The following is a 15034-nucleotide window of genomic DNA, read 5'->3' as shown; positions in this document are numbered from 1 at the left end:
CCTCCATTACGCTAATCCCTGTAAAAACCGATCGTTCTTTTTACAGCGGCTTCTATGCTTATTTCGTTTTTCTCCAATTCATCAAGCAGGCGCTCATAAGTCTCAAGCGGGGACGTATCAGTCTCATAAGTCTCCCGGTGCCTTATATGCTGCGCTCTGTGCGGTATCCAGCAATGTGTTTTCGCAAAAGGATAGACGGGCAGGCTGACTTTTTTTGGCCTTTCGTCCGGATATAATTTATTCCAGTCGACATGTAAACCTTGCACCCATAATTTTGCAAGCATTGCATACTTTCCTGCTTCCATCCATTGATCTACGGTCCCGCTCATTTCTGCGTTGTCCGTCATCTCTGTAAACAGCTGTTTCATCGCTTTGTTCCGGCCTGTAAAGAAATTCTGCCCCGTCTCCTTGCCGCTGAGGAAATCATTCAGCGCGTTCGTAAGCTCTTCTTTTGTTTCAGCAATGACGGCAAGGCGCTCTTCCATTTCATCCCGGCCAAGCTGAAGCGTATAAGCGATACCCGCAAGATCTCCGTCAGCTGAATGTGACTTTTCCAAATATCTGCGCAGCTGTTCCGCACGTTCCTTCAGCTGTTCCGCCGTCTTTGCCGAGAGAATGAATAAGGACGGCTGAAGTTCACCGGACGTCCATTGTTTCTCTTCAACAGGAGAAACATATTCTTCGAGCACGACATGAGCATTGACACCGCCAAATCCGAACGAGCTGACACCCGCTCTCCGCGGCAGTTCATTTCCGCTATCATCAGTCGCCGCTTTCCACGGCTGAGTGTCGCGGACGAAATAAAACGGGCTGCCGTCGAGGCTGATATATGGATTAACGGTTTCACAATGCAGACTTTTAACGAGCGTTTTGTGCTGCATCTGCAAAATAATTTTTAAAAGCCCGGCCATGCCGGCGGCAAGCTCTGTGTGGCCGATATTCGTTTTGACGGAACCGAGGCCGCAATGAGGCTGATCGGGCGCCGTTACTCCGGCTTTCTGATAAAGCGCTGCAAAAGCCGCTTTGAGTCCGTTGATTTCTATCGGATCTCCGAGCGCCGTTCCCGTGCCGTGGGCTTCAATATAACTCACTGTACGGGGGTCGATGTTCGCTTGCTGATACGCTTTTATCATGACTTCTGTCTGTGCTTTCGGATTCGGCGATGTAAGGGAAGCCGCCCGTCCGCCATGATTTTCCGCCGTTCCGCGAATAACGGCATAAATACGGTCGCCGTCACGTTCCGCAGCGGATAATGTTTTCAAAACAATCATGCCGGCACCTTCAGCTCTGACATACCCGTCCGCTTGATCGGAAAATGTTTTGCAGCGCCCGTCTTCACTGAGCATTCCCGCTTTATTAAAGCTGATATGCATATCCGGCGACACAATGGCATTGACGCCTCCTGCAATCGCGATGCCGCAGTCTCCGGCCTGAATTGCCCTGACCGCACGGTGAACAGCGACCAATGAGCTTGAACAGGCGGTTTCAATCGGTTCGCTCGGCCCATGTATATTCAGAAAATAGCTCATGCGGTTCGGACCGATTGACGGAACCGTTCCGGCGGCGGAAGAACCCTCAATCTCTATATGGAACTTTGAAGCTTCCTGGGCGTAACCGCTGTTTGTCGTGCCTGCAAAAATGCCTGTATTTGTACCTGAGAGGCTTTTGGCAGAGCAGCCGGCATCTTCAATCGCTTTCCATACATGCATCATTAAAAGTCTTTGCTGAGGATCCATCATTTCGGCTTCATGCGGAGAAATACCGAAAAATAAAGGATCAAATTGAGCGGTTTCATCAATGAAGCCGCCCCACTTTACATTGCTCGCATTTTTATCTTTCTGCGGATCTCCGTAATACTGTCTCCAGTCCCAGCGTTCCGGCGGTATTTCAGAAATGCAGTCCTTTTCTCCGGCTAAATTCTCCCAAAACATTTCCGGATTTTCAGCCATTGGAAATGCACAGCTGATTCCGATTATCGCCACGGGCTCAGGTGCAGCTGCGGTTTTTGTTTTAGGAAGGCGGGACGGAATCGAGAATGGCTCCGTCTTCATTTTTTTACGCACAACCGGTTTCTCCGTTTCTGTTTCTGCCTGTGAGCCGAATGTATCCGGATGTTCCGTCAGCAAGTATTGGGCAAAACTAAAGACTGTCGGGTATTCAAAAAACACGGCCGGTGTCAGTTCAAGCCCATACGTTTTATTTAGTTCATTTGCAAACTGCGTGAATGAAACCGAATCAAAGCCATAATCTCTCATCTCTGATTCAGCATCTATCTCGTCTTCTTTCACCTTCAGAATGCCTGATATCATATGTTTGAGTTCTGCTTGTACTTTATTCGGCAGATGGACGTGCGTCTTCCTTGACACATGAATGCTACGGGACGGTTCCGGCGCTTCAGGCATCAGGTTTTTTCGAATCCGTTTTTCGTTGCCTTCTGCCACCATGACCTGGTGTTCTCCGGAGGCAAAAGCGGCGTAAAGCGCTTGGATGCCTGAGGCCGATCGCATGGCTTTCATTCCGGTCTGTTCATACATCAGAAGCTCTGTCTCTTTGTCCACGCGCATACCGCCTTCTTCCCAAAGCGGCCAGTTAACGGACAGGGTCTGCCCGCTCCGCTTGTTGTCCCGCACGAGACGGTTTCGGCGGGCTGCATAAACATCCATAAATGCGTTGGCTGCCGCATAACCGGCCTGCCCCGGATTTCCCATGCCTCCCGCCAAGGAAGAAAACAGGATGAAAAAGTCCAGCCGCACATCTTTCGCTGCTTCATCAAGATTGATAAGCCCTTTCACCTTCGGCGCCATGACGGTCTTCCGTTCGTTTTCTGTCTGGTTCAGAATGTAATTGTCGGCGATCACGCCGGCCCCGTGAATGATCCCGTCGAGTGTTCCGTGCTCCTCCTGTATGCCGCGGACGAGGGCGGTGACCGCCGCCCTGTCTGTCACGTCAACCGGTTTATAAAATACGCGGGCACCCGACACTTCCAAGCGCCGTAAGCGGGCGGAGCGGTCTTCATCAAGCGCTTCCGTCCTCCCCGTTAAAACGAGGACGGCGTTTTTGACGCGGGAGGCTATTTCTTCAGCGAAAATCAGTCCGATGCCGCCCGCTCCCCCGGTGAGGAGGTAGACCCCTTCGTCTTTCCACGGAACGGTACCGCTTTGAGGGGCCGGCAGATGACGCCAGTTTCTGACGAGACGTTTGCCGTTTTCATAACGGATTTCCGCTTGTTCAGGATGCGCCCGATTTTCGTTCAGCTTAGCAAGAAGCGATGATGCTGACTCGTCCGGATCGGCTTGGATGACTTGGCCGTACAGCTTCGGATGTTCAAGGTGAGCCGTTTTCAGAAAAGCGGCCAGCCCCGCCAATACATTGTCTTCCCCCCTGTCGGGGACAAGAAGCTGGATCAGCGTTTTTCCCTTCTGTTTTTCTCTGATAAGACGCGTGACGATCGCTGACAGCTCCGCCGCGCAGGCGTCATAACGGTCTTCAATCGGTCCTTCGCCGTCAGCCGCACATACGGCGCCGCTTATGTCCTCAGCATTCATTCCGCCATACAGCGTCACGTATCTGAAAGACTCTTCTTGTCCGCCTCCCTCACCCGGCGGTGATTCCTGCCACTTTGGCTGAAGCAAGAGCGGTTTTTCCTCCGTGTCCTCTTCCAGAAAACGGGCGGTGAGTCCCGTCAATCGGACACATACCGCGCCGTTTTCGTCACACAGCTCAATATGATAGGCGCCTTCCGCTGAGGAAAGCACCGCCCACATCGTCTCCCGGCACGCAGAAAACACCTGCATATCCTGGAGGGCAAACGGCAGAAACGGCCGTCCGGACGCGGAACCGTCCGAGAGCACGAGACCGATAGAAGCCTGAAGGGCGGCGTCCAGCATGCTCGGATGCAGGATGAACGGCTCCTTTTCCTCGCGGGCGGACGGCGGAAGAGTGAGCTTCGCGAGCACTTCTCCGTTTCCGGCATAGACGGCGTCAAGCGCCTGATGCGACGGTCCGTAGGTGATGCCGAGGCTGTCGAACGCTTCATAACACTCAGCCTTTGACATGCGCCGGCCGCCGCAGCGCGCCTGAACCGCTTCCACATCGAGAACAGGAGCACGCTCCGTCTCTTCGAGCACGGCCTTTCCCTGGAAAAAGACAAGCGGCTCTTCCCCTTCGGCATACGCTTCAAAAGCGATGTCTCCGTTTTCTTCCGGCTGAAGTCTTACATGAAGCGTCACTCCTTCAGAAAGCGCCGTCACCGGCCGGAGCCAAACAATCTGTTTGAGCCGGACACCCGTTTTCCCGCCGGGCAAGTCTTCAGCGGCAAGTGTAACGGCGGCCCGGGCCATTTCTAAAGCAGCTGCGCCCGGAAGCACCGGTTTTCCATTGACGATATGATCGGCAAAAAACGGTTCATGCCCTGAAAAAACAGAAGTAAAACGCTGGGCGGTAAAGGTCGATGTATTCGCGTGGAGCAGCGGGTGAAGTCTGGCTGCTTTCTCACTTTCCGCTGAGCCTGTTTTGTCAAGTGACACATCAGCTTTTGTGACCCAATATCGGTCTTTGGCAAAAGGGTAGGCCGGGAGACTGATGCGGCCCGGGCTGCGCTGATAAAGAACTGACCAATCGACGTCAAGTCCTTTAACCCAAAGGTCAAGCAGCTTTCCGTATTTCCCTTTTTTCAGCCAGGCATTTATGGTAAGCGCCATATCTTCATCAGAAGTGAGCGAAGCCGCCAATGAATGATGTTTGGCTGTCCTGCCCCGCCAGATATGAGCATGGTCGATATTATGATCGTTTGAGAAACTCATAAGCTTCATTTTCAGTTCTTCTATCGACTCGGCCGTAAATGCAAGCCGCTCAGCCATCGGTTCTCTTCCCGCCTGAAGCGTGTAAGCGATCTTGGCCAAATCCCCGTCAGAACGTTTTTTTCTTATAACATCATCCAGAAGCTGGCGGGCGCGCTCTGTCAATTGGTGCTCATTTCGCGCTGATAAAATAATAACAGCCGGTTTTTGCGGAGAAACAGCTGCGGTTTCCATTGGTTTCAGGCTGTCAGACGGCACATATTCCTGAATGATGACATGCGCGTTTGAACCTCCTGCTCCAAACGAGGAAATGCCGGCAATTCTCGGATATTCCTTCATTTCACCCGTGATATTCAAGACAGGTCGTTTCCATTCCGTTTCTTTTTGCTGTACGAAAAACGGAGTGTGCTCAAACTCAATATTCGGATTCAATTCCGCCGCATGCAATGAAGGGGCAATCCTCTTATGTTTCAATTGCAAAAGCAGTTTGGTGATCCCCGCAATCCCCGCAGCGCTTTCTAAATGTCCGATATTTGATTTAATGGAACCGATGGAACAAAACTGCCGGTCTTCTGTTGTCAGGCGAAAAGCTTTCGTTAACCCGTCGATTTCAATCGGATCACCGAGCGCAGTGCCCGTTCCGTGCGCTTCCAAGTAACTGACCGTTCTCGGGTGAATGTCTGTCCGTTTCAATGTCTCTGCGATCAGATCAAACTGCGCTTTCGGATTCGGCACCATATAAGCGTTTGTCCTGCCTGCTGCGTTCAGCATGCTTCCTTTGATAACGCCGTAAATATGATCGCCGTCTTTCTCCGCTTGAGCAAGCGGCTTTAACACAATCGCCCCTACTCCTTCACCGTCAACAAAACCGTCCGCACCGTCTCCGAAAGATTTGCATTTATCACCGGGAGACAGCATTGAAAAAGCGGACAGCCGCTCATAGTGGGCCGGATCAACGATAAGATTGACTCCGCCGGCAATCGCTGTTTCACTCATTCCGCTCCGCAAGCTTTCTGCGGCGAGATGGACAGCTGTTAAAGAAGAAGAGCATGCTGTATCCACAGCCATACTCGGCCCTTGGAAATTGAACAAAAATGATACTCTGTTTGCGATAGACCAGTCGCTGGGAACTGTCGGGTAATTGCTGTTCATCACACCGACAAAGACTCCGATTTTGCGGCTGTCACAAAGCGCGGCCGGGGTGTACCCCGCATCTTCAATGCTTGAATAAGCAGTCTGCAGAAACAATCTTTCCTGCGGATCCATCCTTTCAGCTTCCGCGGGAGATATACGGAAAAACAGCGGATCAAATGTATCAATGTCATCGAGAAAACCGCCCCATTTTGAATAAATGGACCCCCATTTTCCGCGTTCCTCGTTATAAAACGTTTTCCAGTCCCAGCGATCTTTCGGCACTTCAGTAATAGAATGCCTGCCGGCTTTTACATTTTCCCACAGCTCATTAACGTGATCGGCGCCCGGATACCGGCCTGACAAACCGATGACAGCGATATCCCGGATATAGGGATCTCCGTTCGTCCTGCTGCCTTCCTCGTTTTGAGGAATCTTGTTTTGTTTTACATTCAGATTATCTGTGTGATCAGACAGCTGCTCCTCACGCACACCCATCGCTTTCATAAATGCTCCCCGCTGAGAAAGAAGCAGGTAATCCGCAATTTCTTCTATCGTCTGATATTCAAAAAAGAGGGTGCTGGTCATTTGGTCAAACACGTTACGAAAAGCATTCGTGAGCCTGACGACCAGAATAGAATCCAAACCGTATGCGGTTAAGGAAACCGACGGATCCATTCTCCCGCTCGGAATCTTCAGCGTTTTTCCTATTAATTCCGTCAGATATGTGATGCCCCGTTCTCTTACGTTTGGAATCGGCGCGGCGCTTTCTGCGGGAGCCTGCACCCGTCCGGCGTTTTCGGGATGAGTCCGTCCATTCCCGAATTGCCGCTCGAGCGCTTCTTTACGGGAAGACAGAAAGTAATCAGCAAGCTCATCAATGGTTTGATATTCAAAAAACAAAGTGCTGCTGACAGAACCGAAGACGTCTTTTAACGCGTTGGTCAGTCTGACGACCAGTATGGAATCCAATCCGTATGCGGTTAAAGGTTCATGGGATAAAAGACGATGCGCCGGCACTTTAAGCGCTTCACCGATTACCTTCTTCATCAGTTCAACGCTTTTTTCTCTCAGGCTGAAATGCAAGGTATCATCCGAAAGACCATCTGCGTCATACGGACGGCGCTCCAGCTTCTCTTCTGACGCCTGCGGGAGGGCAAGCCTGACCGTTCCGTCACTTTCAGCCGCTATAATCTGCTGGCCTAAGTCGTGTGCGGCTTCAGCTGGAAACAGAGGATGGACGAACCCTTCAAGCGAAAGCGCTTCCGCCCAGCCGGCCGGCTCAACCCCCGGACAGCCCGGAATCCGTAAATCATGATCCTCATACAGCCACCAGCCTTCAAGAAGGCCGAACGTCACATGGTTGAATATGGTGCGGCTGTTGATCTCATTTAAAAACAGCTGGCCGTTTTTTTGCAGCATTGCTTTCGCATGGCGCAGCGCAGAGCGGATATTTTTTGTCGCATGAAGCACATTGGTCGCGATCACTGCGTCATACGTGCCGATGTCCGGCGCTTCTGTTGATACCGGCTGCTCAGCGTTGAATATTTTATAAGTGACATAAGGATATTCCGGACCGAATATGTCTTCTGCATGTAAAAGAAATGCTTTAGAAATATCCGTGAAACAATATTCGGCAATATGCGCTTCATACGGTTTCAATTTTCTCATGACCGCGGCGCTCGTCCCGCCCGTTCCGGCTCCGATTTCTAAAATGCGGATTTTCGCCTGCGGGTCTTTTTCCAGACGTTCCCGCAGAACTGCAATCAATGTGTCAGCAAGCTTGTCATTGAAAAAATCAGAAATGATATTATTGCGGTAAATGCCTTCCACAAGACGGAAGGAGGAGTCAGGGAACATCACTTCCGTTGCCGGAAGCTTACCGGTTAAAATGTCTGGAAGCACACGCAATGTCTCTTCTGCCAATCTGACATGCGCCCTCATGTCTTTCTGGCGCAGCCAAGTCTCTTTTTTCCGCTCCCATTCCTCCCACACCTGCCCTAAATCCGTTTTTTCCGGAGCAAGCGCTAATGTATTCAGGAGGACAAAGCTCTCTTTCAGCCATCTGCTGTATTGTTCCGTTATGCCGGCAGCCGATTGAAATAACGGCAAAGCCTGGTCAAGCCCGGCTCCCATCTCATAAAGGGTTGATACAAGCATTTTTTCAATAAGGGATTCCATATCTCTCATGCAGCTCATGACACTTGATGCTTTTAACCGCTCAGCTTCGTCATTCTGCGTGATGTTAACCGCTAATTGTCCGAGTGCGGAAGGAATCTTTTCCGGATAAACCGTTACTTGTTCTTTCAGATTGTCCTTCATAAAAAGCGGATCTGTCGTTTTAATCAGCGCCAACTGGTTATGAGGTCCGGAAAGCAGGGTTTCCAGCGTTTTCATCGCTTCGGGCGCCTCAATAGAAGCGATTCCGTCCCGTTCCATCCGTTTCCGGTATTGTTCTGAAGCGACAACGCCGACACTTCCCCAAAAGCCCCAATTGACAACTTTTACGGCATACGGCGCTTTTTGGGAGATCCGCTTAGCAAAAGCGTCTTTAAACGTGCACCCGGCGGCATAATTGCTTTGTCCCGGCGCTTTTTGAAACGACATCATCGAAGAGAAAAACAGCAAGAAATCCAGGGGTTCCCCTTCAGCTACCCGGGCAATCTGCAAGCTCACATCAGTTTTTACAGAAAGTGAAGCGCGGAACTGATCCTCTTCCATATTGGCAAAACTTCGGTCTGATAACACGATGGCGGAATGAATGATTCCGCGGACCTTTCCATTTTCCTTCACAATGGTGTCATACGCCCGTTTGAGAGAGTCATAATCCGCGGCATCCGCGCTGAAATATTGCGGTGCGGGACCTAAAGCTGCAAGTCTTTTCAGCTTTCTTTCAATCTGTGTATCTTTTTTCCGTCTCCCGATCCAGACAATTTTCGCCTGATAGGTCTGAATCATATATTCAGTCCATACTTCTCCTATTCCGCCTGCTCCGCCGATAATCACATAAACCCCGCCGTGCCGGTATAATGAAGGCTCATCTGCATGAGGCCGGCAGACGGCCAATTGCTGTCTGTGCCACTGACCTGCACGAAAGACCCACGGATTTCCCTCGGGGTCCGCCGGTAAAGAGAAGACATGGGGAAGATGCCGGTCTCCCCTTTGAGATTCCAAATCAAGAAGCCGGATGCTCCAATTGGTGTATTCTTTTGCGAGCGATCCCGCTAATCCGTGTATGCTTGCATGACTCGGATTGACCTCATCATGTTCATGAATCGGCTGTGCTTGAAACGTGCAGATTGTCAATGATAGTTGTTCCGTGTCAAAATTCAGAAACAGAAGCGCTTTTATCAGCCGGAAAAGCTGCATGACCCCGTGCTCCTGTCCCTCGGCCGTATCCGCATCATAAACGGATGGAATGGGATGATCCGGCGCCGCCCATATCATGTGTTGAAAAGAACCTTGCGCTTTCAGTGTTTCAGCCATTTGTTCCGCGCTGTCCAAAGAAGTGATGTCCGGAAAACGGACATCGGAATACATCTCTTTCAAAGCCTGCTGAACATCCGGCCCGGCCCCGATGACGATTATTTTTTCTTCACGCATGAAAGACATGCCGGTTTCCGGAATGGTGACGGTGTTCCAAACCGGTGTCATAAGCAATTCCGTTTCACGGCTTTTCTTCGGCGTGACGCCGGCTTTTTGGTTAAACCCAGCGCTTTCCTGCACCTCTTTTATGATAAAATCTTTCACTGCCGCCAGCAGCACGCCGCGGTCATCACAAATATGCAGATCAAATTGGTGAACGGAGGCCGCTTTTACCTCCGCATGCACAAATACGGTTTTCGCTAACGGTTCAAGCAGCTGTATTTCTCCGAAGGAAAACGGTACGATAAGCGCAGGCTCTTTTTGAAATTGCAGCACATGCGCCATTGCAGTTTGAACAGCGCCATCCATTAAGGACGGATGTAGGATGTACTGTTTAAAATCGGCTTCCAAGTGTGACGGGAGCGTTAATTTGGCCAGTGCTTTGCTTTCTGTATAAGAGAATTCGCGGATGACCTGAAAACTGTCCTTTTGCACGATTCCCGCCTCAGAGAACGAGTGATAGATGTCTTTCGGCTCCGTTCTCTGCGCAAATGGCGCCGGGAGCTGAAAAGCCGGGGCCTCAAAAGACGCTCCTTTTTCTTTACAAATCACTTCTCCTTGCGAAAAGAGGATGCCGTCCGCTCCTTTTTCTTTAATGACATAGCTTATACGCTCTTTTTCCGCTTCAAACTCTATCATGACGGATCTTAGGTCTGTCCCTGTCACAATCGGCTCCATGTACCACACACTTTGAAGAGAGACGACCGGGCGTTCTCCCCACAATCCCGCGCCGTATGCCGCCATTTCCAGATGACAGACTCCGGGAAGCACATATTTTTCGTTCACTAAATGATCTTTAAAGAAATATTCATCCTTGGAAAATATCTTTTGAAACATCCCTTTCCGGGCGGATGAAATATTCTCATCAAGCAGAGGATGCAGCGCTTCACGCCTTTTGGTATTTTGGGGCTTTTTTGTATACCGCTTTTTTTGATCGGTCAGCCAGGACGTTTCCTTTAAAAACGGGTACGTAGGAAGCGGAACTTTCTGATACGGCGTTTCCGGCTTTTTGCAACCTTGAAGACCTTTCACCCACAGCGCGGCAAATTTCTCAGGATCTGAAACGGATTGGCCTGAAACGTCCGGCCGCCCGGGTGACGCTTTTCCGAAGTACATATGCCTTTCGTCTCTGTGACCGCTTACAAATCCGTCCAATCGCTGTTTCAGCTCAGAAAGGGATGATGCAATGACAGCAAGCCGGAAGGAGAAAGGCTCTCTGCCTGACAATAGGGTGGCAGCGATATTTTCCAGAGTGTATCCGCCGGCAGAAGGCAGGTTTTCCAATCGGGCAAGAAAGGAGCTTAATTTCCCGGCATATTCTTTCAGCTGCTGTTCGGAATGTGCGCTTAATACGACAGCATGCGGTTTTTGCTCAGTATTCTTGTCCGCTTGCCGTTTTGGCTGATAAGCACCTACGATCAGATGGGCATTAGAGCCTCCTGCGCCGAATGAACTGATTGCGGCGATTCTCGGTTTATCTCCTTCAGCCGGCCACGGCCGGTTGTTTCGGACGACATAAAATGGCGAATCAGAAAAAGAAATCTTGCGGTTCAGTTCCTCGGAGTGCAGACTGGCGGGAAGCGTTTCATGTTTCATGCTTAAAAGCACCTTGATTAAACCGGCGATCCCTGCAGCCGCTTCCAAATGTCCGATATTGGATTTCACCGAGCCGATTCCGCAGTCATTTTTCTCATCGGTCTGTTTATCAAATGCCATAGACAGGCCGCGTATCTCAATCGGATCGCCGAGCGCCGTGCCGGTTCCGTGAGCTTCAATGTAGCTGATATCCGCCGGACTTACCGCGGCTCTGTTTAGAGCGGATAAAATCAAGTCCCGGTGCGCTTCCGGATTCGGCACCGTATACCCGGTCGTTTTGCCGCCGTGATTAGTGGCGGACCCCTTAATGACACCGTAGATGTGGTCTTTGTCCGCAATCGCTTTTTTCAATGGTTTTAACAAAACGGCTCCCGCGCCTTCGCCGGGCACGTAACCGTCTCCGCCTTCACCGAAACTGCGGCATTTTCCTTCAGAAGACAGAAAATGCGATTGGCTTAAAAACATGTATTTTTGCGGATGTAAGCTGAGGTTGACGCCTCCGGCCAGCGCCATTTCACAGTCGCCCGACATAATGGCCTGACAAGCCTGATGGACGGCGACAAGCGATGAAGAACACGCCGTATCAACAGCGATGCTCGGGCCATGGAGATCAAGGAAATAAGAAACCCGGTTCGGAATGCCCCAATATAAGGAGCCGGGGCCTTTGTACTGATCTTTGAGGAAACCTTCTTCGTGTGCAATTAATGAATATTCATTCCAGGTCACTCCGGCGAATACACCGATTTGATCCGTCGGCCTCGCCGCCGGGTTCCCGTAACCGGCATCCTCCATTGCTTCCCAGCAGCACGTGACATACAATTTTTGCTGAGGGTCCATTAAATCAGCTTCCCACGGGGAAACAGAAAAAAACAGCGGGTCAAATTGATCCGGATGATCAATAAAACCTCCCCATTTACTGTATGACGCGTATTCTGCCGTTTTCTCTTCCGAGTAATAAGAGCTGTCCCATCTATCCTCTGGGATTTCGGAGACACAATCTTTATTTTCTATTAAATTGGTCCAAAAATCATGCTGGTTTTCCGCTTTCGGAAACATCCCGCTCATTCCGATAACCGCAATATCAGAGCTGCCGTCCGTTCCCGGTTCAGGCACCTTTTCAGCCGCCTGTACAGGAAGCAATTCTTCTTCCTGCCGGCTTCCCGTATCAGGCTCCGTTTCTTTGAATTCAAGAACGCTTTCGGGATTTCGTTTCTGCGCACTTAAAAACTCACTCAATTTCTCAATGTTCGGATATTCAAACAGCAGCGTTTCAGAAAGGCCGGTAAATTCTTTATGCAATATGGTCATGATTTCTTCACTGATGAGAGACGTCACGCCAAGAGTAAAAAAAGCGGTTTTATCTTCTGCTTCGGTCACCTCGGCACCCAGCTTTTGCGCTATTACCGTTCTTAAAAATTCGTTAATACATTTCATGAGGATACCATCCCTTGTACAAAAGAATTTTTCTGTGCTTTAACAAGTTAATCCGCCGTCTATCGCAATTGTCTGTCCGGTCATAAAGGACGATTCAGGAGAAAGCAGGAAACGAACGAGTCCGGTCATATCGTCTGTTTCGCCTAAACGTCCCATCGGCGTCCTTCTGATAATCTGCGATTTTTGTTTTTCCGGCATATTTTTCGTCATATCGGTGTCCACAAAACCGGGCGCAAGTGAATTGACACGGATTCCTTTAGACCCGAGCTCCCTGGCCAGGCTTCGCGTCAAGCCGTCAAGAGCCGCTTTGGATGCGCTGTAGACTGAAGTGCCTTTAAATCCTCTTGAGCCGATAATGGAGCTTATGTTAACGATTGATCCGGAATTTTGTTTCAGCATGACACGGGAAACGTTTCGGGTCAGCTTGATGACTGAACCAATATTCAGATTGAGGATGCGGTCAATGTCTTCATCATTGGTCAGGGGCAGAAGCTGATCAAGGTTCAAACCGGCGTTATTGACCAAGCCGTCTATTCTGGAAAACTTGCGGTATACTTGAAGAACAAACTGTTTCATGGCGGCAGCATCCGCCGCATCCGCCGCTTCCCAATAAAAGCGGCCGCGGTACTTTTCACTCTCTCTCAATGTGTTAATAAAATCAGATTCACTGCGGCTGAAAGCGGCTACTTTGTAATCCTCATCCAAAAGCGTCTGTACAATCGCTTTTCCCAGCCCCCGGCTTCCTCCGCTGACGACCGCTACTTTTCCGTTATTCATATTTGCCTCCTGTTTTACACGTTTCTTATTTTTTTAAATCGATCATTAGACAGTTTCCGATCTGTAACAGAGATGATCTGCGGTATCTGATATGGCTGCAGCTTCTGTCTGCAATGAGCTACGGCCCGCTTTCTGAAAGATTTGATATCTTCCTCTTTTTCAAGCACGGCCTCTGCCGCGACAATCTCGCCCGTAATCGGATTTTTTCTGCCCGTTATGAGAACATCCCGGACATTCGGTATCTCCAGAAAGACGCTTTCCACCTCTGCCGGAAACACTTTCTCTCCGCCCACATTAATGATTTCACTCTTTCTTCCGAGAATTCTTATATATTCGCCGTCTGTTTCCACCTGGTCACCGGTGTCGTACCAGCCGTCCTCATCGAAGGGTGACGGTGCGTTTAAATAGCCGAGCATCGCTGACTCAGAACGAACCCAAAGCGTGCCTCCGGTAATTTTGGTCTCTGTTCCGGCACCGCCCACTTTCATCCAAGTGGATTGGCTGTCTTTTGATTTCGTTGAGAATATACCCAGTTCAGTTAATCCGTATGTTTGTTTCAGCCTTACATCCGGAAACAGCCGGTGGATGCCGCGCAGCGTTGATTGGGGCATCGGTTCTGTGCCGTAAGTGATCAGCCGGAGTGAAGAGAGGTTATAGCCGGCATCCGCCTTGGACATCAGCAGCATGTTTAAAAAGGTCGGGGTGGCGGGGAGCACTTGGACAGCATGTTTGTCGACCGCCTGATAAACGGACTCCGGCGTTCTGCTGTCTGATGTGACGATCGTCCCCCCGTTAAACAGAATCGCAAACAGCGTATTAATGCCGCCTATATGATCCAATTTCAGAAAAATAAGCGTACGCAGCGGTTTTCTCTTCGCCGTTTTATATTTTTCAAGCAGCCGGCCGGCGCTTAACACGGATGCTTTGCTTTTGCCGGAGGTTCCCGATGTGAAAATAATAATGCCTGACTCCCCTCTCTCGCGCAGGTCATCAAGCAGAGGGTGAGAGGCGCTTTCAGAACCTTCACGAAGCGTCCAGCTGTCATTTTCATTTATTTCAATGATTTGATTCACTTTCGCGTCTTCAAACATATCGAGATGCTTTTCCCTTGATTCATTGCTGAGAGGGACAACGATATTTCGGTTTAACAAAAGCGCCATCAGCAAAAAAATGGCGTTCGGGGAATAATCCCCGATAAGCGCCACACATTCTCCTTCACGTATTCCGTTTTGTTCAAGTTCTTTCTGAAAAAAGCTGATTCGTGTCAGCAAATCATCATACGTAAAAGTCTGCCCTTTAAAAATGAGAAACTCACTGTCTTGCGTTTCCCTAAGCTTATCAGTCACCCAGCTGATATCTCCCCCGCTTTCTGTTTTCATGATTGAGCACTGTCCATATATTTTTGATAAATATCACAAATGCTGCCGACGGTTGTAATGCTGGAAATTGTTTCTCCTTGGGAAAAAGGATCTACTCCGGTTTCCATCTCTATCTGTGCGACTAATTGAGCGATATCCAGTGATGAGAAGCCCAGATCCTCTATGACTCTCACATCATCTCCCGCTTCGACGGCCCGATATGACTGCTGTTCTTGAATGTCCTGAATGATTTGAGCGATGATCTGCTTCATTTCCTTGGTTTGTTCCATTTGC

Annotated in this window: 4 protein-coding genes; all 4 read right to left on the bottom strand. The window is 49.9% G+C overall.

Annotation, left to right across the window (positions count from 1 at the left end; translation table 11 throughout):
- Positions 1–11: 11 nt before the first annotated feature.
- From OVA33_RS13165 to OVA33_RS13150, 4 genes are read right to left on the bottom strand one after another with little or no spacing between them, the layout of a single operon-like run.
- Positions 12–12605, bottom strand: coding sequence for a type I polyketide synthase (locus OVA33_RS13165; RefSeq protein WP_128974103.1), 12594 nt, complete (start codon positions 12603–12605; stop codon positions 12–14).
- Between the two features lie 39 nt (positions 12606–12644).
- The gene (locus tag OVA33_RS13160; RefSeq protein ID WP_014418315.1) at positions 12645–13382 is read right to left on the bottom strand and encodes an SDR family oxidoreductase; all 738 of its coding nucleotides are present in this window, start codon (positions 13380–13382) and stop codon (positions 12645–12647) included.
- A 14-nt stretch (positions 13383–13396) separates the two neighbouring features.
- Positions 13397–14761: a long-chain fatty acid--CoA ligase gene (locus OVA33_RS13155; RefSeq protein ID WP_014418316.1), complete on the bottom strand. Its 1365-nt coding sequence runs from the start codon at positions 14759–14761 to the stop codon at positions 13397–13399.
- Complete coding sequence (locus tag OVA33_RS13150; protein WP_017418095.1) at positions 14758–15030, bottom strand: acyl carrier protein; 273 nt, start codon at positions 15028–15030, stop codon at positions 14758–14760. Before OVA33_RS13150 ends, OVA33_RS13155 begins: the two co-directional genes overlap by 4 nt.
- Between the last annotated feature and the right edge of the window lie 4 nt (positions 15031–15034).

It is taken from the genome of Bacillus sp. KICET-1 (genome assembly GCF_027721405.1).
GTDB lineage: Bacteria > Bacillota > Bacilli > Bacillales > Bacillaceae > Bacillus > Bacillus velezensis.
The sequence above is the reverse complement of the archived record's forward strand: the minus strand, read 5'-3'. Positions and strand labels throughout refer to the sequence as shown.

Excerpts from the sequence above, each read along its gene's own strand:
- OVA33_RS13165 (WP_128974103.1), bottom strand. The coding sequence starts at position 12,605 with ATGAAATGTATTAACGAATTTTTAAGAACGGTAATAGCGCAAAAGCTG.
- OVA33_RS13160 (WP_014418315.1), bottom strand. The coding sequence starts at position 13,382 with ATGAATAACGGAAAAGTAGCGGTCGTCAGCGGAGGAAGCCGGGGGCTG.
- OVA33_RS13155 (WP_014418316.1), bottom strand. The coding sequence starts at position 14,761 with ATGAAAACAGAAAGCGGGGGAGATATCAGCTGGGTGACTGATAAGCTT.
- OVA33_RS13150 (WP_017418095.1), bottom strand. The coding sequence starts at position 15,030 with ATGGAACAAACCAAGGAAATGAAGCAGATCATCGCTCAAATCATTCAG.